Source organism: Pseudooceanicola sp. (genome assembly GCF_041987405.1).
In the GTDB taxonomy this organism is placed as follows: Bacteria; Pseudomonadota; Alphaproteobacteria; order Rhodobacterales; family Rhodobacteraceae; genus Pseudooceanicola.
The window spans coordinates 174,383-200,499 of sequence record NZ_JBHIWR010000005.1; the positions used below are offsets into that span (position 1 = coordinate 174,383).

Annotated in this window: 24 protein-coding genes and 1 tRNA gene; 16 read left to right on the plus strand and 9 right to left on the minus strand. The window is 65.2% G+C overall.

Features of this window, described 5'->3' with window-relative positions; all coding sequences use genetic code 11:
* The first annotated feature begins 65 nt into the window (after positions 1 to 65).
* The 11 genes from ACFC2Y_RS14210 (at position 66) to ACFC2Y_RS14260 (ending at position 9,190) form a co-directional block, all read left to right on the plus strand.
* Positions 66 to 749 (plus strand): haloacid dehalogenase type II, encoded by a 684-nt coding sequence (locus tag ACFC2Y_RS14210; RefSeq protein WP_375175931.1) that lies wholly within the window; start codon positions 66 to 68, stop codon positions 747 to 749.
* A complete protein-coding gene (locus ACFC2Y_RS14215; protein WP_375175930.1) occupies positions 750 to 1,571 on the plus strand; it encodes an alpha/beta fold hydrolase in 822 nt (273 codons plus the stop codon). It abuts the gene before it with no gap.
* A complete protein-coding gene (locus ACFC2Y_RS14220; RefSeq protein WP_375175968.1) occupies positions 1,568 to 2,548 on the plus strand; it encodes a threonine/serine dehydratase in 981 nt (326 codons plus the stop codon). Before ACFC2Y_RS14215 ends, ACFC2Y_RS14220 begins: the two co-directional genes overlap by 4 nt.
* Positions 2,548 to 2,988: a MaoC family dehydratase gene (locus ACFC2Y_RS14225; protein ID WP_375175929.1), complete on the plus strand. Its 441-nt coding sequence runs from the start codon at positions 2,548 to 2,550 to the stop codon at positions 2,986 to 2,988. The genes ACFC2Y_RS14220 and ACFC2Y_RS14225 overlap by 1 nt, the downstream gene beginning before the upstream one ends.
* A gap of 73 nt (positions 2,989 to 3,061) precedes the next feature.
* The gene (gene pobA / locus ACFC2Y_RS14230) at positions 3,062 to 4,231 is read left to right on the plus strand and encodes a 4-hydroxybenzoate 3-monooxygenase (protein WP_375175928.1); all 1,170 of its coding nucleotides are present in this window, start codon (positions 3,062 to 3,064) and stop codon (positions 4,229 to 4,231) included.
* The gene (pcaD, locus tag ACFC2Y_RS14235) at positions 4,231 to 5,019 is read left to right on the plus strand and encodes a 3-oxoadipate enol-lactonase (protein WP_375175927.1); all 789 of its coding nucleotides are present in this window, start codon (positions 4,231 to 4,233) and stop codon (positions 5,017 to 5,019) included. Before pobA ends, pcaD begins: the two co-directional genes overlap by 1 nt.
* 138 nt (positions 5,020 to 5,157) lie before the next feature.
* The gene (locus tag ACFC2Y_RS14240) at positions 5,158 to 5,853 is read left to right on the plus strand and encodes an alpha/beta fold hydrolase (RefSeq protein WP_375175926.1); all 696 of its coding nucleotides are present in this window, start codon (positions 5,158 to 5,160) and stop codon (positions 5,851 to 5,853) included.
* A 172-nt stretch (positions 5,854 to 6,025) separates the two neighbouring features.
* Positions 6,026 to 7,111 (plus strand): zinc-binding dehydrogenase, encoded by a 1,086-nt coding sequence (locus ACFC2Y_RS14245; RefSeq protein ID WP_375175925.1) that lies wholly within the window; start codon positions 6,026 to 6,028, stop codon positions 7,109 to 7,111.
* Entirely contained in the window at positions 7,112 to 8,335 is a 1,224-nt protein-coding gene (locus ACFC2Y_RS14250; RefSeq protein ID WP_375175924.1) for a mandelate racemase/muconate lactonizing enzyme family protein, read from the plus strand.
* A 100-nt stretch (positions 8,336 to 8,435) separates the two neighbouring features.
* Complete coding sequence (locus ACFC2Y_RS14255; protein WP_375175967.1) at positions 8,436 to 8,723, plus strand: ArsR/SmtB family transcription factor; 288 nt, start codon at positions 8,436 to 8,438, stop codon at positions 8,721 to 8,723.
* Positions 8,720 to 9,190, plus strand: a complete 471-nt coding sequence (locus ACFC2Y_RS14260) for a DUF3237 domain-containing protein (RefSeq protein WP_375175923.1) — start codon at positions 8,720 to 8,722, stop codon at positions 9,188 to 9,190. The genes ACFC2Y_RS14255 and ACFC2Y_RS14260 overlap by 4 nt, the downstream gene beginning before the upstream one ends.
* 97 nt (positions 9,191 to 9,287) lie before the next feature.
* Here ACFC2Y_RS14260 and ACFC2Y_RS14265 read toward each other — a convergent pair whose 3' ends face one another.
* From ACFC2Y_RS14265 to ACFC2Y_RS14285, 5 genes are all read right to left on the minus strand, one after another.
* A complete protein-coding gene (locus ACFC2Y_RS14265) occupies positions 9,288 to 10,052 on the minus strand; it encodes an HpcH/HpaI aldolase/citrate lyase family protein (protein ID WP_375175922.1) in 765 nt (254 codons plus the stop codon).
* A gap of 3 nt (positions 10,053 to 10,055) precedes the next feature.
* The gene (aroQ, locus tag ACFC2Y_RS14270) at positions 10,056 to 10,496 is read right to left on the minus strand and encodes a type II 3-dehydroquinate dehydratase (RefSeq protein WP_375175921.1); all 441 of its coding nucleotides are present in this window, start codon (positions 10,494 to 10,496) and stop codon (positions 10,056 to 10,058) included.
* Positions 10,497 to 10,647: 151 nt separating this feature from the next.
* Entirely contained in the window at positions 10,648 to 11,724 is a 1,077-nt protein-coding gene (locus ACFC2Y_RS14275) for a dipeptidase (protein WP_375175920.1), read from the minus strand.
* Complete coding sequence (locus ACFC2Y_RS14280; protein WP_375175919.1) at positions 11,721 to 13,367, minus strand: thiamine pyrophosphate-binding protein; 1,647 nt, start codon at positions 13,365 to 13,367, stop codon at positions 11,721 to 11,723. The genes ACFC2Y_RS14275 and ACFC2Y_RS14280 overlap by 4 nt, the downstream gene beginning before the upstream one ends.
* A gap of 132 nt (positions 13,368 to 13,499) precedes the next feature.
* Positions 13,500 to 13,576: transfer RNA gene (locus tag ACFC2Y_RS14285), tRNA-Arg, on the minus strand.
* Between the two features lie 223 nt (positions 13,577 to 13,799).
* Here ACFC2Y_RS14285 and ACFC2Y_RS14290 point away from each other — a divergent pair.
* From ACFC2Y_RS14290 to ACFC2Y_RS14300, 3 genes are all read left to right on the plus strand, one after another.
* Positions 13,800 to 16,193, plus strand: a complete 2,394-nt coding sequence (locus tag ACFC2Y_RS14290) for a methyl-accepting chemotaxis protein (RefSeq protein WP_375175918.1) — start codon at positions 13,800 to 13,802, stop codon at positions 16,191 to 16,193.
* A gap of 107 nt (positions 16,194 to 16,300) precedes the next feature.
* Complete coding sequence (locus tag ACFC2Y_RS14295; protein ID WP_375175917.1) at positions 16,301 to 17,323, plus strand: LacI family DNA-binding transcriptional regulator; 1,023 nt, start codon at positions 16,301 to 16,303, stop codon at positions 17,321 to 17,323.
* A 3-nt stretch (positions 17,324 to 17,326) separates the two neighbouring features.
* Positions 17,327 to 18,529, plus strand: a complete 1,203-nt coding sequence (locus ACFC2Y_RS14300; protein WP_375175916.1) for a winged helix-turn-helix domain-containing protein — start codon at positions 17,327 to 17,329, stop codon at positions 18,527 to 18,529.
* A gap of 109 nt (positions 18,530 to 18,638) precedes the next feature.
* Here ACFC2Y_RS14300 and ACFC2Y_RS14305 read toward each other — a convergent pair whose 3' ends face one another.
* The 4 genes from ACFC2Y_RS14305 to ACFC2Y_RS14320 all read right to left on the minus strand — a co-directional run bounded on the left by ACFC2Y_RS14305 (position 18,639) and on the right by ACFC2Y_RS14320 (position 22,972).
* Entirely contained in the window at positions 18,639 to 19,427 is a 789-nt protein-coding gene (locus ACFC2Y_RS14305) for an FAD binding domain-containing protein (protein WP_375175915.1), read from the minus strand.
* A gap of 48 nt (positions 19,428 to 19,475) precedes the next feature.
* On the minus strand, positions 19,476 to 21,842 hold the full coding sequence (locus tag ACFC2Y_RS14310) for a xanthine dehydrogenase family protein molybdopterin-binding subunit (protein WP_375175914.1): 2,367 nt from the start codon (positions 21,840 to 21,842) through the stop codon (positions 19,476 to 19,478).
* A 90-nt stretch (positions 21,843 to 21,932) separates the two neighbouring features.
* Positions 21,933 to 22,415 carry a (2Fe-2S)-binding protein gene (locus ACFC2Y_RS14315; RefSeq protein ID WP_375175913.1) on the minus strand — a complete coding sequence of 161 codons (483 nt, stop codon included), beginning with the start codon at positions 22,413 to 22,415 and terminating at the stop codon, positions 21,933 to 21,935.
* 41 nt (positions 22,416 to 22,456) lie between these two features.
* Entirely contained in the window at positions 22,457 to 22,972 is a 516-nt protein-coding gene (locus ACFC2Y_RS14320; protein ID WP_375175912.1) for a CoxG family protein, read from the minus strand.
* 287 nt (positions 22,973 to 23,259) lie between these two features.
* Between ACFC2Y_RS14320 and ACFC2Y_RS14325 the strand changes: the two genes are divergently transcribed.
* Positions 23,260 to 24,414, plus strand: a complete 1,155-nt coding sequence (locus ACFC2Y_RS14325; RefSeq protein WP_375175911.1) for a phosphoserine transaminase — start codon at positions 23,260 to 23,262, stop codon at positions 24,412 to 24,414.
* A 101-nt stretch (positions 24,415 to 24,515) separates the two neighbouring features.
* Positions 24,516 to 26,111: a phosphoglycerate dehydrogenase gene (gene serA, locus ACFC2Y_RS14330; RefSeq protein ID WP_375175910.1), complete on the plus strand. Its 1,596-nt coding sequence runs from the start codon at positions 24,516 to 24,518 to the stop codon at positions 26,109 to 26,111.
* Positions 26,112 to 26,117 lie beyond the last annotated feature (6 nt).

Sequence of the window (26,117 nt, forward strand, 5' to 3'; positions counted from 1 at the left end):
ATTTCACACAGGCCCCCTTCCCCCCCGGCGAGCGCGACCGTAACCTTGCCGCAGGGGGTGACCAAATGCCGATAACGACCTGTGTTTTTGATGCCTATGGCACCCTCTTCGACGTCAGCGCTGCGGCCCGGCTGGCGGCGCAGGAGCCGGATATGCAGCCGCTGGCCGAATGCTGGGCCGCGCTGGCGGAGGATTGGCGGCGCAAGCAGCTGGAGTATTCCTGGCTGCGCGCGGTCACGGGGGTGCATTGCGACTTCTGGCAGGTGACGCAGGACGGTCTGAACTGGGCGATGGAGGCGCGGGGGATCACCGACGCGCCGATCCGGGACCGCCTGCTGCAGCTTTATCGCGAACTTGCCGCCTATCCGGAGGTGCCGGGGATGCTGGCGCAGCTCAAGCAGATGGGGCAATCCACGGCGATCCTGTCCAACGGCTCGCCGGGCATGCTGGCGGATGCGGTGGCCTCGGCCGGGGTGGGCGATCTGCTGGATGACGTGCTGTCCGTCGAACGTGTGGGCATCTTCAAGCCCGCCGCCCAGGTTTATGATCTGGTGGAGGAGCGGTTCGGGACACGGGCCGATCAGGTGCTCTTTGTCTCCTCCAATGGCTGGGATGCGGCCTCGGCCAAGGCCTACGGCTTCACGGTGGCCTGGGTGAACCGGCGCGGCGATCCCGTGGACAGGCTGCCGGGACGTCCGGATCATGTGCTGTCCGATCTTTCAGGAATTACGGAATTGAAGGTTTTCTGAGTGCCCCATTTCACGACTGCGGACGGGGTCCGCATCTACTACGAGGACGAGGGCGCGGGACTTCCCCTGTTGTGCCTCGCCGGTCTGACACGCAACGCCCGCGATTTCGATTTCGTCGCCCCGCATCTGGATGGGGTGCGGATGATCCGCATCGACAGCCGGGGGCGCGGGAAGTCGGGCTGGGCCGATTACAAGACCTACGAAGTGGTGCAGGAGGCGCGGGATGCGCTGGCACTGCTCGATCACCTGGGGGTCGCAAAGGCGGCGGTTCTGGGCACCTCGCGCGGCGGGCTGATGGCGATGCTTCTGGCGGCGACGGCCAAGGAGCGGCTGCTTGGCGTGGCGCTGAACGATGTGGGTCCGGTGATCGAAACCGCGGGGCTGAACGCGATCAAAGGCTACCTGGGCAAGGCCCCGCCCTTCGCCACGCTGGCCGAGGCGGCGGAGGACAAGATGGCCCATGACCCGCGGTTCGCCAATGTGCCGAAGGCGCGCTGGATCACCTTTCTCTCGCATGTCTACGACGAGACGCCCGAGGGGCTGACGATCACCTATGACCCCAAGCTCTATGACGCCGTCGCACCCGGGCTGGAGCAGCCCGCGATGGAGGCCTGGCCGCTGTTCGACGCGATGGCCGGGCTGCCCGTCGCGGTGATCCACGGGGCCAATTCGGATCTGCTGAGCGCGGCGACCGTCGCGCAGATGCAGGACCGGCATCCGGGGTTGATCGTCGCCCAAGTGCCGGATCGCGGGCATATCCCGTTTCTGGACGAACCTGCGGCACTGGCGGCCCTGGCGGAATGGAAAGGACTGATGGCATGAATATCGAGATGATCGAGGCCGCGCGGCGGCGGCTTAACGGCCATCTGCGGCAGACGCCCCTGCTGAGCTCGCCCTTTCTAGACGAGATCGCGGGGCGGAAGGTCTATATCAAGCCGGAGTGTCTGCAGCATACCGGCAGCTTCAAGGCGCGCGGCGCCTGGTCGGCCATCTCCGCGATGGAGCCTGCGGTGCGCGAGGCCGGGGTGATGGCCTATTCCTCCGGCAACCATGCGCAAGGCGTGGCCTGGGCCGCGGCGCAGCACGGGGTGCCCTCGGTCATTCTGATGCCAAGCGATGCGCCGGCCCTGAAACGCGCCAACACCCAGGCGCTTGGCGCGCGGGTGGTCCTTTATGACAGGGAAACGGAGGATCGCGAGGCGAAGGGCGAGGAACTGGCGCGAGATCTGAACCTCACCCTCGTGCGCCCCTATGACGAGCCGCAGGTAATCGCCGGTCAGGCCAGCGTCGGGCTGGAGATCGCGGAACAGGCGGCGGAGGCGGGGATCAGCCGGGCCGACGTGCTGGTCTGTTGCGGCGGCGGCGGTCTGACCTCCGGCATCGCCCTGGCGCTGGAGGCCCATGCCCCGGGGCTGCGCGCGCGGCCGGTGGAGCCCGAGGGGTTCGAGGATGTCGCGCGGTCGCTGGACCGGGGCGAGATCGCCCGCAATTCCAGGATGGGCGGATCGATCTGCGATGCCATCGTGACACCGCAGCCGGGCAATCTGACCTTTCCGATCATGCAGCGTCTTTGCGGGCCGGGGCTGGTGGTGAGCGATGACGAGGCGCTCTATGCCATGGCGCAGGCGTTCCTTCGGCTGAAGCTGGTGGCGGAACCCGGCGGGGCCGTCGCCCTGGCGGCGGCGCTGTGCCGCAAGGACCAGATCGAGGCGGAGGCGGTGATCGCCGTGATCTCCGGCGGGAACGTGGACCCGGTGATGTTCACCCGGTCGCTGATCACCCATGCGGAAGCGGTCTGATGTTCTTTGAAGATTTCGAGGTGGGGTTCCAATTCACGACCCCGACCCGCAGCCTGAGCGAGGCGGAGATCATGGAGTACGCTCGCGTCTATGATCCGCAGCCCTTCCACATCGACCCGGGGGCGGCGGCGCGGTCGATCTACGGCGGGATCATCGCCAGCGGGTTGCAGACCTGCGCCGTGGCATTTGCCCAGACGCTGAAGGCCAATGTGCTGAACGAAAGCTCCCTCGGCTCGCCGGGCATGGACAAAATCCGCTGGCTGAAACCCGTGCGGCCCGGCGACGAGATCGGGGTGACCGGTACTGTGCGCGAGGTCACCCCCTCCGCCACGCGCCCCAGGGGCCGGGTGGTGATCGACTATGAGGTCACGAACCAGGCGGGAGAAGTCGTGCTCAGCTATTCGATCACTCATATGCAGCGGCGGCGCAGCGAAAAGTAGTTGTCATTGATAACTATCTGAGTCACATTTGCCCCGGACGCGGCCGGATCCGGCCTGCACGGGAGAGAGTGACATGCGCACACAGGTCGTCATCGTCGGCGGCGGGCCATCGGGCCTGCTGCTGTCACAGCTGCTTCTGAAATCCGGGATCGAGTCGATCGTGCTGGAGCGCAAGACCAAGGACTATGTCCTGTCCCGCATCCGCGCAGGCATCCTGGAACAGGGGTTCGTCAACCTCATGCGCGAGGCGGGCGTGTCGGAGCGGATGGATGCCGAGGGCTTCAACCATGACGGCACATTGATCGCGGCGGAAAACGCGACCTTCCGTATTGATTTCGTCAAACACACCGGCACGCCGGTGATGGTCTATGGCCAGACCGAGGTGACCCGCGACCTTTACGCCGCGCGCGAGGCGGCGGGCGGCAAGATCGTCTATGAAACCGAAAATGTGATCATCCATGACGCCAAGACCGACGCGCCCTATGTCACCTTCACCACCGGCGGGCAGGCGCAGCGGATCGACTGTGATTACGTGGCGGGCTGTGATGGCTTCCATGGTGTCAGCCGCCGGACCATCCCGACGGATGTGCGCCGCGAATACGAAAAGGTCTATCCCTTTGGCTGGCTCGGCATCCTGTCGGAAACACCGCCGGTGGATGACGAGCTGATCTATGCCTCGTCAGAGCGCGGGTTTGCCCTGTGTTCCATGCGGAATGCGTCGCTGTCGCGCTACTATGTGCAGTGCCCGTTGACCGACAAGGTCGAGGACTGGTCGGATCAGGCCTTCTGGGACGAGCTGAAGCGCCGTATCCCGGACGAGGCGGCGGACAAGCTGATCACTGGCCCCTCGATCGAGAAGAGCATCGCGCCGCTGCGCAGTTTCGTGACGGAGCCGATGCAGTGGGGGCGCCTGTTCCTGTGCGGCGACGCGGCCCATATCGTGCCGCCGACCGGGGCCAAGGGGCTGAATACGGCTGCATCGGATATCCATTACCTCTATCATGCACTACGGGATCATTATCTCGACAAGTCCGACGAGGGGATCGCGCGCTATTCCGCAAAGGCCCTGGCGCGGGTCTGGAAGGCCGAACGGTTCAGCTGGTGGATGACCACCCTGCTGCACCATTTCCCGGATCAGACGGAGTTCGATCTCAAGATGCAGCAGGCCGATATCGCCTTCCTGCGCGACAATGAGGCCGCGCAGAAGGCCATGGCCGAGAATTACGTGGGGCTGCCCTACTGATGCAGATTGCCGATCTGGACGGGTTTCGGGTGCACTACCGGGTCGATGGCGATCCGGAGGGGCCGCCGGTGGTCTTTGCCAATTCGCTCGGCACCGACCTGCGGCTCTGGGACAAGGTGATCCCGCTGCTGCCTGCGGGTCCGCGCTATATCCGCTATGACAAGCGCGGGCACGGGCTGACCGATGCGACACCGCAGCCCTATGCCATGGGAACGCTGGTGCGCGATGCGGAGGCGCTGCTGGATCATCTGGGCGTGCGGGATGCGTTGTTTGTCGGCCTGTCGATTGGCGGGATGATCGGACAGGGGCTGGCGGTCAAGCGGCTGGATCAGGTGCGGGCGCTGGTGATCTCCAATTCCGCCGCCAAGATCGGCGTGCCCGCGATGTGGCAGGAACGGATCGAGACGGTGAACCGCGACGGGATCGCGGCGCTGGCGGATGCGGTGATGGAACGGTGGTTCGGACGCGCCTTCCGTCAGACGGCGGAGCTGGCAGCCTGGCGCAACATGCTGATCCGGCAGCCGGTGGAGGGTTATGCGGGCTGTTCCGCCGCCATCTCCGGCACGGATTTCTACACGCCGACCTCCGGCCTGCGCCTGCCGGTGCTGGGCATCGCAGGAAGCGAGGACGGATCGACCCCGCCGGATCTGGTGCGCGAAACGACCGAATTGGTTCCCGGGTCACGCTTCGCGCTGATCCGGGGGGCCGGGCATCTGCCCTGCGTGGACCAGCCCGAAGCCTATGCCAATGTGCTGACTGACTTCATGCGCGAGACCGGGCACATCTGATCGCGTCGGTTCGCCCGGTTACATCGGGCGTCACAGCCACGCGCCCTGTCCCGACTGATTGCGTTGCCGCCCCACCCTCGTCACTATGCTGGAGGCGGCCGCCGGGGCGCGGCTCATTCATGCAGCAACAGGACCCTCATGACCCAATTCATTCTCGTTCACGGAGCCTGCCACGGGGCGTGGTGCTGGCGCGATGTGGTTCCCGCATTGGAAGCCTTGGGTCATCAGGCCAAGGCAATCGACCTGCCGGGGCGCGGCGGCGGCATCGCCGGGCTGAGCCTGGCCGATCAAGCAGAGGCGATCCTGTCGGCCTATGAGGGCGAGGCGGTGCTGGTCGGACATTCCGCCGGAGGGTTCGCCATCTCCGCCGCCGCCGAGGACGCGCCCGAGCGGGTTTCGCGGTTGATCTATGTCGCCGCGCTGGCGCCGCGGGATGGCGATGTGCTGGGCCGGGTCATGCAGGGGCTGACCGGGCCGCGTGCCGATCTGCCGCTGGTGGTGGCCGAGGACCGGCTGTCCTATTGCTTCGATCTGGCGGGCGCGGGGCCGGTTCTGTACAACGGGGCGTCGCAGGAAGTGATCGACTGGGCCTTGCCGCAGATCACCTTTGAGCCCTCCGCCCCGCATCGCGAGGCGATCCGCCTGGGTGCGGCGTTTGCCGGTGTGGCGAAATCCTATGTGGTTTGCACCGAGGACCGGATGATCCCCGAAGAGGATCAGCAGCGGATGGCGGCGGGAATGGCAGAAATCGCAGCCATCGACACCGGCCATTCCCCCTTCCTGTCGGAACCGGACGCCCTGGCCCGAGATCTGGTGCATCTGGCCGTGACGTGAGAAAAATCATCTGCAGCCAATACGTTACCGCTATCATTCGCTATTTATCAACCAATTTGCCGCGCCACTCCTCCTGACGTAACGGAAAATCATTCCGACATGTGGAATATCTTTCCGCGCTTGCCTATGGTGCGCGCAACGAGTCACGCTTCATTGGATACGGGAGGTCCATATGCAAACAATTCGCGCCGCGGTATGTCGGGAAAACAACGCACCGCTCACCATCGAGGAGGTCCAGCTTCGCGCCCCGGAAACGGGTGAGGTCGAAGTGGAGATCGAGGCGGTCGCCATCTGTCATTCCGACATTTCCTTCTGGCAAGGCGGGTTCGGCGGGTCCCTTCCGGCGGTCTATGGACACGAAGCGGCCGGAACCGTGACCAAGGTGGGCGATGGCGTGGTGGGCATCAAGGAAGGCGACAGCGTCTGCGTCACCCTGATCCACGCCTGCGGCCATTGCACCACCTGCCAGTCCGGCAAGCCGACGATCTGCGAAACCCCGGTGGACAATGTCGCGACCTCTCCGATCTCGGACGCCGAGGGCGCGCCGGTTTACAAGGCCATGGCCACCGGTGCCTTTGCCGAAAAGGTCGTCGTGGACCAGTCGCAGCTTTGCGTGATCCCGGCGGACATGGCCAAGGACGTGGCTTCGCTGATCTCTTGCGGGGTGATCACGGGTGTGGGCGCGGCGGTCTTTGCCGCGGATATCGAGGTTGGCCAGGACGTCGTCGTGATCGGCGCGGGGGGCGTTGGCCTGAACGCCATACAGGGGGCCAAGATCGCCGGTGCACGGCGGGTCGTGGCCGTCGACATGCTGCCCGAGAAACTGGAAGTGGCCAAGGAATTCGGCGCAACCGACGTGGTGCTGGCCGAGGGCAAGCCCTGGGCTGAGGTCAAGAAGATCCTCGGTGGCGGGGCCGATGCGGTGCTGGTCACCGTCGGCGTCGCGCAGGTCTATGACCAGGCGCCGCGCTACCTGGGCTGGGGCGGCAAGGTCGTGATGGTCGGGATGCCCCATGGCGACAAGACCTCCTCCTACTCGCCGCTGATCATGGCCAACCAGGGTCAGGGCATCGTCGGGTCCAAGATGGGCGACATGGTGATCAAGCGGGACATCCCCTGGATCATCGACATGTACCAGCAGGGGCGACTGAAGCTGGATGAGCTGATCTCGGGCCGCTGGACGCTGGATCAGATCAACGAAGCAATGGAAGACACGAAGTCGGGCGCGGCCCGGCGCAATGTCATCATGATGAAGTAGGTGCGGCTCGAGAGCTGCGATATCATCGTGACCGCCCCGCCCGCTCCGGGCTGGGGCGGTCGCTACTGGATCCTGGTCAAGCTGACGACCGACACCGGGATCACGGGCTGGGGCGAATGCTATGCCGCCTCCGTCGGGCCCGAGGCGATGCGGGCGGTGATCGCCGATCTCTTCGACCGGCATATGGCCGGCGAAAACCCTGAAAATATCGAGCTGATGTTCCGCCGCGCCTATTCAGCGGGGTTCACGCAGCGGCCCGACCTGACGGTGATGGGCGCGTTCTCGGGGCTGGAGATCGCCTGTTGGGACATCCTGGGCAAGCACCGTGACCGGCCTGTCTGGGCGCTTCTGGGCGGGAAGATGAACGAGAGGCTGCGCGCCTATTCCTACCTCTATCCCCTGCCCTCCCATGACATTTCCGCATTCTGGACCGCGCCGGAGATGGCCGCCGAAAGCGCCGCCGATCTGGTGGCGCGCGGCTATACGGCGGTCAAGTTCGACCCGGCGGGGCCTTACACGATCCGCGGCGGACATATGCCCGCGCTGAGCGACATCGACCTCTCGGCGCGGGTCTGCGCGGCGGTGCGCGGGGCGGTCGGGACAAAGGCCGATCTGCTCTTCGGGACGCATGGGCAGTTTACGCCCGACGGGGCGATCCGGCTGGCGCAGGCGATTGCCCCGCATGATCCGCTGTGGTTCGAGGAACCGGTGCCACCGGACGATATGGCGGCCATGGCGGCGGTCGCACGTGCCACCACGATCCCAGTGGCGGCGGGCGAGCGGCTGACCACAAAGGCGGAGTTTGCGGCGCTGCTGCGCGCCGGGGTGCGCATCCTGCAACCGGCGCTCGGTCGCGCCGGCGGCATCTGGGAGGGCAAGAAGATCGCCACCCTGGCGGAGGCGTCTAGCGCGCAGATCGCCCCGCATCTCTACGCCGGGCCGGTGGAATGGGCGGCCAATATACAGCTCGCAGCGACCTGCCCGAACCTGCTGATGATCGAAACCATCGAAACGCCCTTCCACAGCGATCTGATCCGCGGCGCAATCACGGTGGAGGATGGCCATGTCCGCCCCTCCGACCGCCCCGGCCTGGGTATCGAGGTGGACGAAGACCTGGCCCGCGCCCATCCCTACACCGGGACCGCCCTGCATCTGGAGATGCAGGAGGCACCCTGCGACTACGCATCGGGCAATGCCTTTCAGGGCGGGGCCCCGCGCGACTGAGCGAGTTCTCGCCAAGGGCGCGGCGACATGATAAACCCGCCAAAACGGATCAAGGACCCGACGTTTGGCCGAGTTGCAGACCCCCGTTCCGCCGCAGGAAATGGCGGAAAACGCCCAAGGCGCCGCCGCCTTTCTCAAGACCCTCGCGCATGAAGGTCGCCTGATGATCCTGTGTCACCTGGGCAGCGGCGAAAAGTCGGTCGGCGAGCTGGAGGAGCTGCTGGACATGCGTCAGGCGGCGGTCAGCCAAATGCTGGCGCGGCTGCGGGAAGAGGGGTTCGTCTCCACCCGGCGGGAGGGCAAGACGGTCTACTATCGCCTCGCCAATGAGAATACGCAGGAGGTCATCGGCCTGCTGCACCGCCTGTTCTGCAAGGTGCCGGAATGAGCGCCGCCCTGCCCGCCCCGGGCCTGTCTCATGTCTGCGACCTGCATGTCGAACTGGACCCGATCCGCGAAATGGGCCAGGGCCGCGCCGGTCATCGCCGGATCATCCCGATCATCGGCGGCACGGTGACGGGGCCGCGGCTCAACGGGCGGCTGCTGAACCTGGGCGCGGACTGGCAGACGATCTGGCCGAATGACGTGGCAGAACTGGATACGCGCTATGCGATGGAGACCGAGGATGGCGCGGTAATCGAGATCATCAATTACGGTTACCGCCACGGCCCGCCAGAGGTGCTGGCCAAGCTCATGGCCGGAGAGATCGTGCCCGCCGATCAGTATTACATGCGGACGCAGGCAAGGCTGGAAACCGGCGATCCGCGCTATGACTGGGTGAACCGGACGTTGTTCCTCGGCACCGGGACCCGCCAGAAGCTGGGTGTGACGGTCTCTCTCTACGCGGTGGAGTAAGAGGGAGCGCTATCGCGGGATATTTTCAGCAAAAAGAAGGGCCTTGCTTTCTTTTTGCCTCAAATATCTCCGCCGGAGGCCACGCGGCGGAGCCGCGTCAGTCGAAGCGCGCCTTCAGGGCCGAAACCTCGCGCATCAGCGACGAGATATCGGTGCCGATGGCCGTGAAACCTGCGCCGAGGGTGCCGAGGTGTTTCGCGAAGTCCTCGTTCAGCGTCAGGATGCCGGAGGGCACGCCGATCTTGTCGAGGCGGCGAAACGCGTCCTCGATCGCGGCGACCACATCGGGATGGGCCTGATTGCCCGGGTGACCCATGGAGCCTGACAGATCCGCCGGGCCGATGAAGACGGCATCCACACCATCCACCGTCGCGATCTCTTCCAACCGGCCCAGGGCGTCGATGGTTTCGACCTGCACGATCAGGCAGAGCTCTTCCTCCGCCCGTTTCAGGTAGTCCTTGACGAGGCCGAAGCGCGAGGCGCGGGAGCCGCCTGCCATGCCGCGGATGCCGTGCGGCGGGTAGCGCATCGCGGTGACGGCGGCGCGGGCTTCCTCCGCGGTCTGGACATAGGGGATCATCAGGGTCTGTGCGCCCATGTCGAGGTAGCGCTTGATATAGGCCGCGTCGTTGGAGACAGGGCGCACCACGGCGGAGGTTTCGGGATAGGCGGCGATGGCCTGTAGCGAGGCATGGACCTGGAAGGCTTCGGTCGTGGTGTGTTCGGTGTCGACCACGATCCAGTCGAAACCCAGGGTGGCCAGGGCCTCTGGCACGATCGGGCCCGCGATGGTGTTCCAGAAGCCAAGCTGGTGACGGCCTTCCTTCAGCGCGGCCTTGAAGCGGTTCTTGGGCAGGTCCATGGGTCAGTCCTTCAGCAGGGTGGCGATACGGTGCAGGGCCAGCGCGTAGCCCTGGGTGCCACAGCCCGCGATGACCGCGTCGGCGCGGGTGGAAACGTAGGAGTGGTGGCGGAAGGCTTCGCGCTTGTGGACGTTGGAGAAATGCACCTCGATCACCGGGCCGTCGAAGGCATTAAGCGCGTCGAGGATGGCAACGGAGGTGTGGGTATAGGCGGCGGGGTTGATGACGATGGCGGCGGCCTCGTCCCGGGCGCGGTGGATCTGATCGACGATCTCGCCCTCGTGGTTGGACTGGTGGAAGGTCGTCTGCAGGCCGAGCGCGGCTGCGGCATCGGCGCAGAGGGTTTCGACATCGGCGAGCGTTTCGCGGCCGTAGATCTCCGGCTGGCGCTTGCCGAGGAGGTTGAGGTTCGGGCCGTTCAGGATGGTGACGGTCTTGGTCATTCGGGGTCTCCGCTGCCGCGTGGTGATGCGGTGATAGCATAGAAATTGCGGTCTGCCATGGGGTTGGGTGTTATGGATGGGGGCGCCGTCCCCCCTCACCCTAGCCCTCTCCCCCGGGGGGAGAGGGGATCCGTCGAGTGGGTGGCGGGCGTCATCCTCGGACTCGATCCATACGGCGGCCTGCTACTCCCCCCAAGGTCTCTCTCAACACCCGCATCCAGTTGCGCCAGAGCAGCTTCTCCATCAGCGCCTCGCCGATACCATGAGCTACCAGCGCGTCGCGCAGCGGGGCGAGACCGGAGACGTCCTTCATCCAGTTCGGCAGGATCGCGCCGTCGAAGTCCGAGCCGAAGGCCACGCCATCTTCGCCCATGATCGACAGCAGGTGGTCGAGGTGGCGCAACAGATAGTCGACCGGGCAGTCGGAGATGAACCGGCCGTCGGGCCTCAGGAAGCAGGTGCCATAGTTGATGCCGACCACGCCGCCCGTCGCCGCGATGATGCGCAATTCGTCATCGGTCAGGCAGCGGGCGGAGGGGGTGACAACCCAGGCGTTGGAATGCGTGGCCACCAGCGGCGCGTCGGAGATCGCGGCGACATCCTCCAGCCCCTTCATGTTGAGGTGGCTGAGGTCGATCATGATCCGGCGGCGGTTGCAGTCGCGCACCAGCGCCTTGCCCGCCTCGGTCAGGCCCGGGCCGATGTCGGAGGTGGAGGGGAAGCGGAAGGGGACGCCGTGGCCAAAGATGGTCGAACGGCTCCAGACCGGGCCGATGGAGCGCAGACCGGCGGCGTAAAGTTCGTCCAGTTCGGCAAGGTCCGGCCCGATGGCCTCCGCCCCCTCCATATGCAGGACGGCGGCAAGGGTGGGGCCGTGCAGCGCCTCTTCGACCTGGGCGGCGGTGGTGCAGGGGGTGATCACGCCAAGCTCCGCCAGGCGGTTGAAATGGGTGATCCCCTCGCGGACACCCGCCATCGCCGTTGGCTGATCCACTTCCGGCGGCAGGGGCAGGTCGTAGCTCTCCTGACGCATGGCGGCCATGTTCAGGCCCGGCGCGCCGGGGGTGGGCACGAAGAGGGCGAAGAAGCCGCCGCCAAGCCCCCCTGCCCTTGCGCGCGGCAGGTCGATCTGGCCCTTGCCGTGACCGTCGCGGACGTCCTCCGCCGTCACGCCACGCAGGGTCATCTTCAACAGGAGGTCGTTATGGCCGTCGAAGAAGGGTGTCATTTTCCATCCCGGATTTCGGACAGTGTCTTGCCGATGGTCAGCGCCTCGGGATCGAGGAAGCAGTGCAGCAGGGCGGGCTTGCCGCTGGCCCGGGCGCGGTCGAAGGCGGCGGGGAAGTCATTGCTGTCGCGCAGGGTTTCCGCGTGGCAGCCCATGGCAGCCGCCATGGCGGCGAAGTCGGGGTTCCTGAGGTCCGTGGCGGAAAGGCGGCCGGGATATTCCCTCTCCTGATGCATGCGGATGGTGCCGAACATCCCGTTGTCGATCACCAGGACGATCAGGGGGATGTCGAATTGCACCGCCGTGGCCAGTTCCTGCACCGTCATCATGATATCGCCGTCGCCCGCCACGCAGATCACGTCGCGCTCCGGCCGGTGGCGTTTCGCCATCACGGCGGCGGGCAGGCCGTAGCCCATGGAGCCGGAGGTCGGCGCCAGTTGCGAGGCGTGGTCGCGGAAGTGGTAGTGGCGGTTGATCCAGGTGGCGAAGTTGCCCGCGCCGTTGGTGATTGCCGCATCCGGGCCCAGGGTGTCGCGCAGCCAGCTGATCACCTCTCCCATCTGGAAGCCGCCGGGCAGCGGCAGGGGATCGGTGGACCAGTCGAGATAGGCCTGGCGCAGGGTGTCGACCCATTCACTTTGCCGGTTCGGGCCGGGCAGATCCGCCACGGCCTCGGCAAAGCCGCCTGCCGTGCCGATCAGGCCCAAGCCAGGCTGATAGACGCGGCCGATCTCCTCCGGATCGGGGTAAAGGTGAACAAGCCGGTCGTCGCCCGGGCCGATGTCGAGCAGGGTGTAGTTCTGCGACGGCATCTCCGACATGCGGCCACCGAGCATGAGGACCAGGTCCGCATCCTTGATCGCCGTCACGAGCTTCGGGTTCGCGCCGATGGACAGATCGCCGACATAGTTCGGATGATCCGCTGGAAAGCTGCCGCCGCGGCGGAACTCGACGCAGACCGGCAGGGCATGACGTTCGGCGAAGGCGATCATGCGCTCGCGGGTCTCCCCGCGCCACCCGCCGCCGCCGAGGATGGCGAGGGGGCGCTCTGCGCGGTCGAGGCGGTCCGCTAGGGCGGCGATGCCGCTGGCCGAAGGGGCCATCTCGATCGGCTCGGCCTTCGGGGCATCGGGCACATCGGCGGTGTCGACCAGCATGTCTTCGGGCAGGGCAATGACGACGGGGCCGGGGCGGCCCTGGGTCGCCACGCGGAAGGCGCGGGCGATCAGTTCGGGGATCCGGGCGGCATCGTCGATCTCCACCGCCCATTTGGCGATGGTCCCGAAGACGGCAGAATAATCGAGCTCCTGAAAGGCCTCGCGATGTTTCATGCTGCGCGCGACCTGGCCGACGAAGAGGATCATCGGCGTGCTGTCCTGCGCCGCGACATGAACGCCCGCCGCGGCATTGGTCGCGCCGGGGCCGCGCGTGACGAAGCAGATGCCGGGCCTGCCGCTCATCTTGCCATAGGCCTCCGCCATCATGGCCGCCCCGCCCTCCTGACGGCAGGTGAGCAGATCGACGCCGGAGCCGATCAGCGCATCGAGCACGGCGAGATAGCTTTCGCCAGGCACGCAGGTGGCGCGCTCGACCCCCTGAATAACCAGTTGATCCACAAGAATACGTGCGCCCGTTCGGTCCATGGTCCCCTCCGTCTTTGGCGCACATTGACGGCTTTGACGCGGATTGGCCAGAGAGGTCGATCGCGATGGCCGGGCGGTACGGAGGCGGCGGGGGTTCAGCGCAACCGAACTGCCGTTCCTCTGCGGATCGCGTGGTGACCCCGACAGGATTCGAACCTGTAACCTGCCCCTTAGGAGGGGGCTGCTCTATCCAGTTGAGCCACGGGGCCACGCGCGGCGTGTTTAGCTGAGCAGGTCGGGCTTGTCATGCCCGTCCGGGGCGGTCCGGACCGGAAAGTCGCGGGTTTGTGGCAAATCCTCGGGAAAATCTGCGGTGGTGAAGGCTGTTATTAAGAAGTTTGCGGTCAAAGTCGCGACGAGCCGTGCGGAATCGATGCGGCACTCCTGTCATGTGGGGCTGCGCCTCATGCCAAACGGATAAAGGTGAACTTCATGGCCGCTTCCGCGTCGACCGTTCCTGATCATACCCCCGGCATCCTGCGGCTGATGTCACCGCTGCACTGGCTGTCCAACATGCGACTGGCGGTGAAATTGCCGCTGATCATCTCGGCTCTGGGGGCGCTTGTCGCGACGGTCCTGTCCGTCTCCTCCTACTTGAATGCGGAGAAGATCCTGTCGGCGGAGATCGAGCAGAAGTTCACCTCGGCCCTGAAGTCCCGGACCACTCAGCTTGCCCAGGCGATGTATGCGACGGAAGAGGACCTGCTGACCCAGGTCAACAACCCGACCACCCATCTTGCCTTGGGCAGTTTTTCCCTGGCGTGGCGCACCTTTGGCGAGGGGCAGACGCGCGAGTTGCAGTCCGCCTACATCGAGGGCAATACCCACCCCGCCGATCAACGAGAGGCGTTGACAAACGCCGGGACGGGCAGCCAGTACGATGCCTTCCACGCGAAATTTCATCCCTATTTCCGGCGGGTTCTGAAGGCACGGCATTACAATGACATTCTGCTGGTCGATCCCAATGGCAACGTGGTCTACAGCACCGCCAAGGGCCAGGATTTCGCGACAAATCTGATCAGCGGCCCCTGGCGCGACACGCCGCTGGCCGCGATCTATCACCAGGCACGCGAGGCGCAGGCGGGAACGGCGGCATTCTCCGATTACCAGGCCTACGCCCCGAAAGACGGCGCCCCGGCCGCTTTCCTGGCCGCCACCGTGAAGGTCGGGGATGAGTTGCGGGGTGTGCTGATCTATCATCTGCGGACAGGCGGGATCAACGCAGTGCTGAACGATGCTTCCGGTCTGGGCGACACCGGGGAAAGTTACGCGGTCAGCAGCGGTTATGAAATGCGCTCTGATAGCCGGTTCGAAGGCCGCCCTCCCATGTTGGGCAAGGTGACGGAAACCCCCTTCCTCGCCGCGGTTTTCGATGGTGCGCCGCCGTCGTTTACCTCGATCACTTCCGAAACGGGGAACCCGGCCCATGTGATGGCAGATCTGATCAAGTATCGCGATGTGACCTGGGCGGTCGTGATCACGCAGGCCGACAGCGAGTTGATGGCGCCGGTCATCAAACTGCGCAACAGTCTCGCGTTGCAGCTTGGCGCATTGGTTGGGGTCCTGCTGATCATTGGCTGGCTGGTCGGGCGGGGTATTGCGCGACCGATCCAGCGGATCAACGAAAGCCTGCGCGGGGTAGCCGAGGGCGATCTGACCTCGCCGATCCCGATGACCGGGCGTCGTGAGGACGTGGGCGATCTGGCGCGGAACCTCGACAACCTGCGGGTCAAGCTGGGCGATGCAGAGGCTGACAGGTTGGTCGCCGATCAACGGGCCCGGGATCAGCAGGTGGTTGTTGAACATCTGACCGCCAGCATTCGGCATCTGGCCGATGGCGATCTGACCGCCCGGATCGACGTGGATTTCGCGGCCGATTACGAGACCCTGCGCACCGCTTATAACTCCGCGGTCGAGCAGTTGCACGATACGGTGTCTTCGCTGCTCAGCGCGGCGCAGGAAATCGACGGGAATGCGCGGGATGTGGAGAATGCCTCCAACGATCTGAGCCAGAAGGCCATCGAACAGGCCGCCAGCCTCGAAGAAACCGCGGCCGCGATCACCCAGCTTTCGGCCTCGGTCAAGTCAACTGCCGACTCCGCGGGGGATGCGGATACGGTCATGAACCGGGCCAAGGCGGATGCGCAGGAAAGCGGCCAGGTCGTGACCCGCGCCATGGGGGCGATGGACAAGATCTCCTCCTCCTCGCAGAAGATCACCCAGGTGACCTCGGTGATCGAGGATCTGGCCTTCCAGACCAACCTCCTGGCGCTCAACGCGGGGGTCGAAGCCGCCCGGGCAGGCGAGGCCGGGCGCGGCTTTGCCGTGGTCGCCTCCGAAGTTCGGGCGCTGGCACAGAGGTCGTCTGAAGCCGCGAAGGAGATCAATTCGCTGATCCAGGAAAGCGCGGAGAACGTCGTCAGCGGGGTGGAGCTGGTGGAGCGGGCCGGCGCCTCCTTCGACAATCTGATCGGGGAGTTCGACAAGGTCTCCGTCTCCGTCTCCGTCTCTGCCATCGCTTCCGCCGCGCGGGAACAATCGGTCGGTATCCAGGAAATCAGCACCGCGGTCGATCAGCTCGACGGTGTCACGCAGAAGAACGCGGCCGTAGCGACGCAGGTCCATGGCACCGGCAAGGTCATGGTCAACGAGGCGGCGCGGCTGATGCAGGTCTCCTCCGCCTTCCGGGTGGACGGATCGAAACCGCCTGCCGCGGCGGTCCGCCCTCCGGTGACGGCTGGCGGCCAGACAAAGGTGCGGCAGTTGGCCAATGGTCCGATTGCCACCGCCGATGACATGTCGGACGAGTCCTGGTCGGAATTCTGAGGTTAAGGGGCTGAATCAGTGCGCTGAGGCCGAGGCACGGGCCTTGCCGCTTGATCGCTGCAGGGCCTCTCTGTAACACTCGGGGCATTCACTCAGGACGATAGACAGTGCCCCCATCAGACCGACGACCGCTCACCCTTCGCGATGTTTCCGAAGCCTCGGGGGTGTCAGAAATGACGGTCAGCCGGGTCTTGCGTAATCGCGGCGATGTCTCTGCCGCGACACGGGAAAAGGTGTTGGAGGCGGCGAAACGCCTGGGCTACGTGCCCAACAAGATCGCGGGCGCCCTGGCGAGCCAGCAGGTCAACCTGGTGGCGGTGATCATCCCTTCAGTCGCGAACATGGTCTTTCCGGAGGTGCTGGCGGGGATCAGCCGCGCGCTGGATGATACAGAGCTGCAGCCGGTTGTCGGGGTCACGGATTACTTGCCGGAGAAAGAGCAATCCGTGCTCTACGAAATGTTGTCCTGGCGGCCGTCGGGCGTGATCATCGCCGGGCTGGAGCATACGGATGCCTCGCGCGCCATGCTGGCCGCCGCAGGTATTCCTGTGGTCGAGATCATGGATACGGACGGCGACCCTGTCGATGCGGCCGTGGGAATTTCGCATCGGCGCGCCGGGCGGGAAATGGGCAAGGCGATCCTGGATGCCGGGTATCGCAAGATCGGCTACATGGGCACGAAACTGGGCCTGGACCGCCGCGCGCGCAAAAGGTTCGAAGGCTTCACCGAAGCGCTCGCCAAGGGCGGGGTGGAGATCGCGGATCAGGAGTTCTATTCCGACGGCTCGGCGCTCGCCAAGGGGCGCGAGATGACCAAGAACATGATGGAACGCTCGCCCGACCTGGATTTTCTGTACTATTCCAACGACATGATCGGTGCGGGCGGCCTGCTCTGGCTGACCGAGATGGGCTATGACGTGCCCGGAACGGTCGGCTGCGCGGGGTTCAACGACGTGCAACTGCTACAGGGTCTGCCGCGCAAGCTGGCCACGATGGACAGCTGCCGCCGCGAGATCGGCAGCCGGGCGGCGGAGATCATCCTGGCCCGGCTGGCGGGGGAGCAGGCGCCCACTGGCAAGGTGGAACTGACCCCGACGATCAATCCCGGCGACACGCTGCGCCAGCGGTAACCCATGGCGCGGCCGGTGCTCGACAATCGTGCCGCGCGACGGCTGTTCCTACATCGCCACCTGTTGGGCGACGCGCCTAAGGGCCCGGGCAAGGGGACGGACCTGTTGGGCGTGATCCGGGACCTCGGCTTTGTCCAGGTGGACAGCGTGAACACGCTGGAACGCGCCCACCACATGATCCTGTTTGCCCGGCGTCCGGCCTATCGGCCCGCTGCCCTGCACCGGCTGATCGAAAAGGACCGGGTGCTTTTCGAACACTGGACGCATGATGCCTCCGTCATCCCGACGGAGTTCTACCGCTACTGGCACCTGCCTTTCGACCGGGCGCGGGCCCGGCTGACGGAGCGGTGGAAGGACTGGCAGGGCGCGGCTTATCTGGGTGAGCTGGACCGGGTGCTGACCCATGTGGCGGATCACGGGCCGGTCCGGTCGTCCGACCTGATCGCGGAGGAGCACAGGGGCCAGTCGGGCGGCTGGTGGAACTGGCATCCCTCCAAGGCGGCTTTGGAGTACCTATGGCGGACCGGGGCGCTGGTGATTTCGGGGCGGCGCGGGTTTCAGAAGCTCTATGACCTGCCGGAGCGGGCCTATCCCCTGCCCTGCGCGGAGGCCCGGCCGGAGCCGGAGGAGGCGGTGGAGTGGTTCTGCCAGGCGGCGATGGCGCGGCTTGGCTTTGCCACCAGCGGCGAGATCGCGGCCTTCTGGGATCACGTCACCCCGGCGGAGGCCAAGGCCTGGGTCGCGCGGGGGCTGGCGGCGGGCGCGTTGCAGGAGATTGACGTGCTGGGCCATGACGGGAAGGCCCGACGCTGCGTCGCGCGCCCCGGCGTGGTGGAGGAGGCCGCGGCGCTGCCCGAAGCCCCGGCGCGCGTGCGGGTCTTGTCGCCCTTCGATCCGGCCCTGCGCGACCGCAAACGGGCGGAGCGGCTGTTCGGGTTCTTCTACCGGATCGAGATATTTGTTCCGGCGGAGAAGCGGCAATACGGCTATTACGTCTTCCCCCTGCTGGAGGGGGAGCGGCTGATCGGGCGGATCGACATGAAGGCAGATCGCGAGGCCGGGGTGCTGGAGGTCAGCAAGCTGTGGCTGGAGCCGGGGGTGCGGCCTGCCAAGGGACGGCTGGCCAGGCTGGAGGCGGAGCTGGAGCGGATGGCGCGGCTGGCAGATGTCGGCGCGGTGCGGATCGCGCCGGACTGGGTGCAATAGACGCCCGCCATGACATGAGGGGCGCTGCCCCTCACACTCCCCGGGATATTTCCGGCAAAAAGAAAGAGGGGCCGCATGGGCCCCTCTCGCACTGGTCTTCCGGAGTGGTTTACTGGCAGCCCGCGACGGCGCGGCCGGTGAGCACCTTGGTCAGATGCGCGCGGTACTCCGCACTGCCGTGCAGGTCGGAGATCATGTCGTCGGACGGCACGCTCAGCCCCGAAATGGCATCGGCGGAGAAGGTGCCCGCCAACGCCTCTTCGGCCTCTTTCCAGCGGAAGACACCGTCGTTGGAGGCCCCGGTCACGCCCACGCCGACACGGTCGCCGTATTTCGCTACGAAGACCCCGGTGAGGGGGAAGCGGGACGCGGGCTGTTCGAACTTGATGTAGCAGGCCGCCTCGGGGATCGGGAACCTGACCGCGGTGACGATCTCGCCCTCGTCCAGCGCGGTGGCGAACATCCCCTGGAAATAGTCGTCCGCCGCGATTTCACGCGTGTTGGTGACGATGGTCGCCTGACAGGCCATGGCCGCCGCCGGGTAGCAGGCGGAGGGGTCGTTGTTGGCCAGCGAACCGCCGATCGTACCCCGGTTGCGGACCGCCGGGTCGCCGATCCTCGATGCCAGATAGGCAAGCGCCGGGAAGGAGGAGGCTGCCTCCTTCATGACGGTGGCATGGTTGGTCGCGCCCTTGATGGTGAGCGTGCCACCCTCGGCGGAGACACCGACCAGATCGGCGATGCCAAGCAGGCTGACCAGCGTGCCGGGCTGGTTCAGGCGCTGTTTCATCGTGGGGATCAGGGTCTGACCGCCCGCCAGTGCCTGGGCATCCTCATTGGCGAGGGCCTTGACGGCCTCGTCCAGGGTCGAGGGTTTGACGAATTCGAAATTATACATCTTTTCAACTTCCTATTGGGGTGCGCCGCCCTTTCGGGGCAGCGTAAATCATTTGTTCATGGCGGACCAGACACGGGACGGCGACAGCGGCATGTCGATATGCGCAATGTCATGGCCGTTCCGGTTCAGCGCATCCAGCACCGCATTGACCAGCGCCGGCGGCGAGCCGATCGCCCCGGCCTCGCCACAGCCCTTCACGCCAAGCGGGTTGTGCGTGCAGGGGGTCTGGCAGGAGTGGTCGACCGTGATCATCGGCAGATCGGACGCGCGCGGCATGGCGTAATCCATGTAGGAGGCCGAGAGGAGCTGACCGTCGTCGTTGTAGACGCAGCTTTCCAACATGGCCTGACCGATCCCCTGACCGACGCCGCCATGGACCTGGCCCTCGACGATCATCGGGTTCACCACATTGCCGAAGTCATCGGCGGCGGTGAATCTCAGGACCTCGACCTTGCCGGTGCCCTCGTCGACCTCGACCTCGCAGACATAGGTGCCGGCGGGATAGGTGAAGTTGGCCGGGTCGTAGAAGGCCGTCTCCTCCAGCCCCGGTTCGATCTGGTCGAGCGGGTAGTTGTGCGGCACATAGGCGGCCAGGGTCACATCGCCCCAGGCGAGGGATTTGTCGGTGCCTGCGACAGTGAATTGCCCGTCCTTCAGCTCGATGTCCGACTCGGAGGCTTCCATGATATGGGCCGCGATCTTCTTGGCCTTGTTGATGATCTTTTCCGTCGCCCGGAACATGGCAGAGCCGCCGACGGCGAGGGAACGCGACCCGTAGGTGCCCATACCCATGGGGGTGTTGGCGGTGTCGCCGTGGACGATTTCCACCTGATCCGCGCTGATCCCGATCATGTCGGCGATCACCTGCGGGAAGGTGGTTTCATGCCCCTGCCCGTGGGAGTGTGAGCCGGTCATGACCACGATGCCGCCGGTCGCATTGACCCGCACGGTCGCGGATTCGTAGAGGCCCGCGCGGGCGCCCAACTGGCCGACGAGGTTGGAGGGCGCGATGCCGCAGGCCTCGATATAGTTGGCGATGCCGAGGCCGCGGAGCTTGCCGTTCTTCTTCGATTCGGCCGCGCGGGCTTCGAACCCGTCCACGTCGGCCAGCTCCAGCGCCTTGTCCATCGTGGCGTCGTAGTTGCCGGTGTCGTATTCCACCGCGACCGGGGTCGCATAGGGGAACTGGTCGGGCTTGATGAAGTTCTGGCGGCGCAGTTCCACCGGGCTGACCTTGAGCTCGCGGGCCGCCTGGTCGATCAGGCGTTCCAGCTGAAAGGTCGCCTCGGGTCGGCCTGCACCGCGATAGGCATCGACCGGCACGGTGTTGGTGAAGACGGCCTTCACGTTCACGTAGATCACCGGCGTCTTGTAGTTGCCGGCCATCAGCGTGCCATGCAGCCAGGTCGGAACCGAAGGCGCGAAGGTCGAGAGATAGGCCCCCATGTTCGCGTAGGTCTCCGTCCGGATCGCGGTGAAGTTGTTGTCGCCGTCCAGCGCCAGTTCGATCTTGGTCACGTGGTCGCGGCCATGGGCGTCGGACATGAAGGCCTCGGACCGGGTGGAGGTCCATTTGACCGGGCGCTTCAGCTGTTTGGCCGCGAAGGTGCAGAAGGCTTCTTCGGCATAGTGGAAGATCTTCGTGCCAAAGCCGCCGCCCACGTCCGGGGCCACGACGCGCAGCTTGTGTTCCGGAATGCCCAGGACGAAGGCGCCCATGAGCAGGCGGATGACATGCGGGTTCTGCGAGGTGGTGTAGAGCGTGCTCTCGTCGTTGTGGGCCGAATAATCGCCCACGGCCACGCGCGGTTCCATCGGGTTGGCGACGAGGCGGTTGTTCACCAGTTCCAGCGTGGTGACATGGGCGGCGTTGGAGAAAGCCTCGTCCACGGCGGCCTTGTTTTCCTCTACGAAGCCCCAGTCGTAGCAGAGGTTGGAGGTCAGGTCGTCATGCACCTTGGTGCTGCTGTCGGACACGGCCTTCTTCATGTCGATGACGGCCGGAAGCTCGGTCAGGTCCAGCTCGATCGCCTCGGCGGCGTCGCGGGCCTGTTCCAGCGTTTCCGCTACGACCCCGGCGATGATCTCGCCGACATGGCGGATCTTGCCCTCGGCCAGGATCGGGTGCTTCGGCTCCTGCATGGGTTGGCCGTGCTTGTCCGTCACCTGCCAGCCGCAGGGCAGGCCGCCGATGGCTTCGAAATCCTTGGCGGTGAAGATGCGGACGACGCCGGGCATGCCCTCGGCCGATGTGGTTTCGATGCCGTTGATCGTCGCGTGGGCCACGTCGGAGCGCAGGAAATGCACGTGGAACTGGCCGTTGAGATTGATGTCATCCGTGTACCGACCGGTACCGGTCAGGAAACGCAGGTCTTCGCGCCGCTTTGTGCTGGCGCCGATGCCGTCTTTGGGCATGGTATCCTCCCTTGGGTGAGGGTGTCCTCCTCCGACACCCGTCTCGTCTCGCGGCGCACCGCTGCGCCGGGATGATGCGCTTTGGGTCGCTTATTCGGCGGCGACCGCCGGGACCTCTTGCCCGGAGGCTGCCAGCACGGCCTTGACGATATTGTGGTAGCCCGTGCAGCGGCAGATATTGCCTTCGAGGTGATGGCGGATCTCGGCCTCGGTCGGCTTGGGGTTCTGTTCCAGAAGCGACGTCGCCGCCATCACCATGCCGGGAGTACAGAAACCGCACTGAAGCCCGTGATGGTCCTGGAAGGCCTGCTGCACTTTGGACAGGGTGCCGTCGGCATTGGCCATGCCTTCGATCGTGGCGACCGTGGCGCCGTCGGCCTCGGCCGCGAACATGGTGCAGGATTTGATCTGCTTGCCGTCGACATGGACCGTGCAGGCGCCGCACTGGCTGGTGTCACAGCCGATGTGGGTGCCGGTCAGGCCCAATTCCTCGCGCAGGAAAGTCGACAGGAGCGTGCGCCCCTCGGCCTCTCCGGACATTGTCTTGCCGTTGACCGTCATTGAAATTTTCATGTGTTCCTCCCGATGCTTGCTTTTGTCTGCTGGCGGATGGGTCAGCTTGTCAGGCGCTTGAACCAGCCCTTCTTGGGCTGATCGCCCGGCCCTTCCTCTGCCGCCTCTTCGTCCTTCGGACCTTCGACGGCATTTGCGAAATTCTCAAAAAACTGGTCCGCCATCTTCTTGGCGAAACCGTCGATGATGCGGCTGCCGAGCTGGGCAAGCTTGCCGCCGACCTTGGCCTCGACCTCGTAGTGCAGGCGCGTGCCGCCCTCAATCTCTTCCAGTCTGACGTCCGCGCCGCCCTTGGCAAACCCGGCCGCGCCGCCCTTGCCTTCCCCGGCGAGGGTCAGGCTTTCGGGTTCGTTCATGTTGGTCAGGGTGACATCGCCCTTGAAGGTGGCTTTCACCGGGCCGACCTTCTGAACCACGGTGGCCTGGAACCCCTCTTCGGGGGTGCCGGTCAACTCCTGACATCCGGGGACGCATTGTTTCAGCACCTCGGGCGAAAGCAATGCCGCATAGACGGTTTCCCGATCCGCAGAGATGTCGCGTGAATCAGTCAGTTGCATTTGATGTCTCCCTTTCGAGGGAGAGTAACGCCTCGCGCTTGGGCTGCAAATGGAAAGCACCACGGAATGTCGGCCCGATCTGTCTCAAGGCTGAGACAGGTCATCGGTCGGCGGCCGGGCGCCAGTAGTTCCCGACAGGAGAGGCAAACGGTCCTACGACACGGAATGCGACCAAAAAGCTTGCGAAACCGCCATCTCCTTCATTGCGCCTTCATGGAATCACCCGTATATCCGGCAGCGGGACACCCCTCCCCAACGAGGGGCGTATGACTGGAAGGTTACTACCAATGGCGAACAACGCACCGGCATCGCGGCCGGCCAATCCGCGATTCTCCTCTGGCCCCTGTGCCAAAATCCCCACTTTTGAATTGACCAAACTCTCCGACGCCGCTCTGGGCCGGTCGCACCGCGCCGCCATCGGCAAAGAGAAGCTGAAGACCGCGATCGAAGAGACACGCGAGATCCTGGGCATCCCCTCCGAGTACAAAATCGGCATCGTGCCCGCGTCGGATACCGGCGCCGTGGAAATGGCGATGTGGTCGATGCTGGGTGCCCGCAAGGCGACGATGCTGGCCTGGGAAAGCTTCGGGTCGGGCTGGGTCACCGATGTGGTGAAGCAGCTGAAGATCGACGCCGAGGTGAAAGAAGCCGGATATGGCGAGATCGTCGATTTCGCGGAGGTCGATTTCAACACCGATGTCGTCTTCACTTGGAACGGCACGACCTCCGGTGTGCGGGTGCCGAACGGCGATGCGATCCCCGCGGATCGTGAGGGGCTGACCATCTGCGACGCGACCTCTGCCGCGTTTGCGCAGGATCTGCCGTGGGACAAGCTGGATGTCGTGACCTTCTCCTGGCAGAAGGTGATGGGCGGCGAAGCGGCGCATGGGATGCTGATCCTGTCCCCGCGCGCGGTGGAACGACTGGAGGCCTACACCCCCGCCTGGCCGCTGCCGAAGATCTTTCGCATGACCAAGGGCGGCAAGCTGATCGAGGGCATTTTCAAGGGTGAAACGATCAACACGCCGTCGATGCTGGCGGTCGAGGATTACTTGGTGGCGCTGGATTGGGCGCGGTCCGTCGGTGGCCTGAAGGGTCTGATGGCGCGGGCGGATGCCAATGCCAAGGTGATCTGGGATTTCTGCGAGGCCAACGGCTGGATCGCCAACCTCGCCGTAGATCCGGCGACGCGGTCGAATACCTCCGTCTGTCTGAAATTCACGGACGACCGGATAAAGGATGGTGCCACCTTTGCCAAGGCCGTGGCCAAGCGGCTGGAGAAGGAAGGCGTGGCGCTGGACATCGGGGCCTATCGGGATGCCCCCGCCGGTCTGCGGATCTGGTGCGGCGCGACAGTCGAGACCTCGGATCTTGAGGCGTTGATGCCCTGGCTGGCTTGGGCGTTCGAGGCCGAGATCGAGGCGCAGTCCGAGACCGCGTAGCACAGATGGGTGCAGAGCACCCATCCTACGCCCCCCTTATCCAAACTCGTAGGATGGGTGCTCTGCACCCATCTTCCCCACCCCATCCAAGGAGCGCCAAAATGGCCCCCAAAGTACTCGTTTCCGACAAACTCAGCGAAACCGCCGTGCAGATCTTCCGCGATCGCGGCATCGACGTTGATTTCATGCCCGACCTGGGCAAGGACAAGGACAAATTGGCCGAGGTGATCGGCCAGTATGACGGTCTCGCCATCCGGTCCGCCACCAAGGTCACACCGTCCCTTCTGGAGCACGCCACGAACCTCAAGGTCGTCGGCCGCGCCGGGATCGGCACCGACAACGTCGACAAGGACGCCGCCTCCAAGAAGGGCGTGATCGTCATGAACACCCCCTTCGGCAACATGATCACCACCGCCGAACATGCCATCGCGATGATGTTCGCCGTGGCACGTCAGATCCCCGAGGCCTCGGCCTCGACCCATGCGGGCAAGTGGGAGAAGTCGAAGTTCATGGGGGTCGAGCTGACCGGCAAGACCCTGGGCGTGATCGGGGCCGGCAATATCGGCGGCATCGTCTGCGACCGCGCCCGTGGGCTGAAGATGAAAGTCGTGGCCTATGACCCCTATCTGGGTGAGGAGAAAGCCGACAAGATGGGCGTCGAGAAGGTCGAGCTGGAGGAGCTGCTCACCCGTGCCGACTTCATCACCCTGCATGTCCCGCTGACCGATGCGACGCGCAATATCCTCAGCAAGGAAAACCTGGCCAAGACCAAGAAGGGCGTGCGGATCATCAACTGTGCCCGCGGCGGTCTGGTGGACGAGGCGGCGCTGGCAGAGATGCTGAAATCCGGCCATGTCGCCGGGGCGGCCTTCGACGTCTTTGCCGAAGAGCCGGCGAAGGACAACGTCCTCTTCAACCTGCCGAACGTCGTCTGCACCCCGCACTTGGGCGCCTCGACCTCGGAGGCGCAGGAAAACGTCGCGCTTCAGGTGGCCGAGCAGATGTCGAACTATCTGATCGACGGCGCGGTGGAGAACGCGCTGAACATGCCCTCGATGACCGCCGAAGAGGCAAAGGTCATGGGCCCCTGGGTCAAGCTGGCCGGGCATCTGGGCGCCTTCATCGGCCAGATGACGGATGAACCGGTCAAGGCGATCAATATACTCTACGACGGGACGGTCGCGGATATGAACCTGGCGGCGCTGAACTGCTCGGTCATTGCCGGGATCATGAAGCGGGCCAACCCGGATGTTAACCTCGTCTCCGCGCCTGTCGTGGCGAAGGAGCGGGGCATCCAGATTTCCACCACCAACCAGGACAAATCGGGCGCATTCGACGGTTATATCAAGGTGACCGTGGTGACCGAAAAGCGCGAACGCTCCATCGCCGGCACCGTCTTCTCCGACGGCAAGCCGCGGTTCATCCAGATCAAGGGTATCAACATCGACGCCGAGGTGGGCGAGCATATGCTCTACACCACCAACGAGGACGTGCCGGGCATCATCGGCACCCTCGGTGCGACCATGGGCAAGGGCGGCGTGAACATCGCCAACTTTACCCTGGGCCGGGCCAATGCCGGCGGTGAGGCGATTGCGCTGCTCTACCTCGATGAGGCGCCGAATGCGGCGGTTCTGAAGGAGCTGGAGGGCACCGGCCTCTTCCGTCAGATCAAGCCGCTGGAATTCGATCTGGCCTGATCCGGA

Bases quoted from the DNA above. Each gene is read 5' to 3' on its own strand.
- ACFC2Y_RS14300 (WP_375175916.1), top strand. From the start codon at position 17,327: ATGGCGCGGCCGGTGCTCGACAATCGTGCCGCGCGACGGCTGTTCCTA.
- ACFC2Y_RS14245 (WP_375175925.1), top strand. From the start codon at position 6,026: ATGCAAACAATTCGCGCCGCGGTATGTCGGGAAAACAACGCACCGCTC.
- ACFC2Y_RS14210 (WP_375175931.1), top strand. From the start codon at position 66: ATGCCGATAACGACCTGTGTTTTTGATGCCTATGGCACCCTCTTCGAC.
- pobA (WP_375175928.1), top strand. From the start codon at position 3,062: ATGCGCACACAGGTCGTCATCGTCGGCGGCGGGCCATCGGGCCTGCTG.
- ACFC2Y_RS14255 (WP_375175967.1), top strand. From the start codon at position 8,436: ATGGCGGAAAACGCCCAAGGCGCCGCCGCCTTTCTCAAGACCCTCGCG.
- ACFC2Y_RS14265 (WP_375175922.1), bottom strand. From the start codon at position 10,052: ATGGACCTGCCCAAGAACCGCTTCAAGGCCGCGCTGAAGGAAGGCCGT.
- ACFC2Y_RS14240 (WP_375175926.1), top strand. From the start codon at position 5,158: ATGACCCAATTCATTCTCGTTCACGGAGCCTGCCACGGGGCGTGGTGC.
- aroQ (WP_375175921.1), bottom strand. From the start codon at position 10,496: ATGACCAAGACCGTCACCATCCTGAACGGCCCGAACCTCAACCTCCTC.
- ACFC2Y_RS14275 (WP_375175920.1), bottom strand. From the start codon at position 11,724: ATGACACCCTTCTTCGACGGCCATAACGACCTCCTGTTGAAGATGACC.
- ACFC2Y_RS14305 (WP_375175915.1), bottom strand. From the start codon at position 19,427: ATGTATAATTTCGAATTCGTCAAACCCTCGACCCTGGACGAGGCCGTC.
- ACFC2Y_RS14315 (WP_375175913.1), bottom strand. From the start codon at position 22,415: ATGAAAATTTCAATGACGGTCAACGGCAAGACAATGTCCGGAGAGGCC.
- ACFC2Y_RS14280 (WP_375175919.1), bottom strand. From the start codon at position 13,367: ATGGACCGAACGGGCGCACGTATTCTTGTGGATCAACTGGTTATTCAG.
- serA (WP_375175910.1), top strand. From the start codon at position 24,516: ATGGCCCCCAAAGTACTCGTTTCCGACAAACTCAGCGAAACCGCCGTG.
- ACFC2Y_RS14220 (WP_375175968.1), top strand. From the start codon at position 1,568: ATGAATATCGAGATGATCGAGGCCGCGCGGCGGCGGCTTAACGGCCAT.
- ACFC2Y_RS14290 (WP_375175918.1), top strand. From the start codon at position 13,800: ATGGCCGCTTCCGCGTCGACCGTTCCTGATCATACCCCCGGCATCCTG.
- ACFC2Y_RS14320 (WP_375175912.1), bottom strand. From the start codon at position 22,972: ATGCAACTGACTGATTCACGCGACATCTCTGCGGATCGGGAAACCGTC.
- pcaD (WP_375175927.1), top strand. From the start codon at position 4,231: ATGCAGATTGCCGATCTGGACGGGTTTCGGGTGCACTACCGGGTCGAT.
- ACFC2Y_RS14310 (WP_375175914.1), bottom strand. From the start codon at position 21,842: ATGCCCAAAGACGGCATCGGCGCCAGCACAAAGCGGCGCGAAGACCTG.
- ACFC2Y_RS14325 (WP_375175911.1), top strand. From the start codon at position 23,260: ATGGCGAACAACGCACCGGCATCGCGGCCGGCCAATCCGCGATTCTCC.
- ACFC2Y_RS14225 (WP_375175929.1), top strand. From the start codon at position 2,548: ATGTTCTTTGAAGATTTCGAGGTGGGGTTCCAATTCACGACCCCGACC.
- ACFC2Y_RS14260 (WP_375175923.1), top strand. From the start codon at position 8,720: ATGAGCGCCGCCCTGCCCGCCCCGGGCCTGTCTCATGTCTGCGACCTG.